This is a genomic window from Pedococcus sp. P1_H8 (assembly GCF_056405175.1).
Genome location: NZ_JBFUCP010000058.1, coordinates 1 through 622 on the forward strand (window position 1 = coordinate 1; position 622 = coordinate 622).

A 622-nucleotide genomic window follows, 5' to 3' on the forward strand; every position below is an offset into this window, starting at 1 on the left:
CGCTGCAGCAGCGCCTCGACCAGGTCCGCGCGGGTGCGGAAGACCGTGTACAGCACGGGCTTCCCCACGCCCGCCGCGTCCGCGACGGCCTCCCTGCTGAGGTCATGCAGACCGGACCGGCGGGTCACCTCGAAGGCGGCGTCAAGCAGTTGCGCGCGGCGCTGCTCCGGGGGTAGCCGCGGCGCGTACTTGCGCCGGGGCCGGTCCGCCGGGGTTGCCGACTGGGGTCGCGTCGTCACGGGAGCCGATCCTACGCATCCGTTGTATTTGCGATCGACCATTGCTACGGTCGCGTTGTATTCACTCCCGGCCGGCGGCACCACCGCGGCCGCCCTCGGCAGGAGAACACCATGAGCGAACCCCGCACGATGGCCGGCCGCGGCTGGCCGTTCGACCCGTCGCGCCGCCGCGAGGACCACGGGTTCTTCGGGCCGGGGTCGCCGACCTGGAAGGCGTGGACGCACCCGACCGCGCTGCTCGGATTCCAGCGCGCGGTCACCCTCGAGCACTTCGACCCGTTCCTCACGGCCGCGGTCGCCGATGCCCGCGGGATCTACCTGGATCCGCGCGGCCGTCTCGACGGCACCCTCTCCTACTTCCTGATCGTCGCGGTCGGCGACAC

General features: G+C 72.3%; 2 protein-coding genes. One reads left to right on the top strand and one right to left on the bottom strand.

What is annotated here, in order from left to right; genetic code table 11:
- A partial coding sequence (locus AC1DYG_RS18800; protein WP_477641391.1) for a TetR/AcrR family transcriptional regulator occupies positions 1-239 on the bottom strand: 239 nt, incomplete at its 3' end.
- 111 nt (positions 240-350) lie between these two features.
- Between AC1DYG_RS18800 and AC1DYG_RS18805 the strand changes: the two genes are divergently transcribed.
- The coding region (locus tag AC1DYG_RS18805) for an oxygenase MpaB family protein (protein WP_477641392.1) at positions 351-622 on the top strand (272 nt) is incomplete at its 3' end.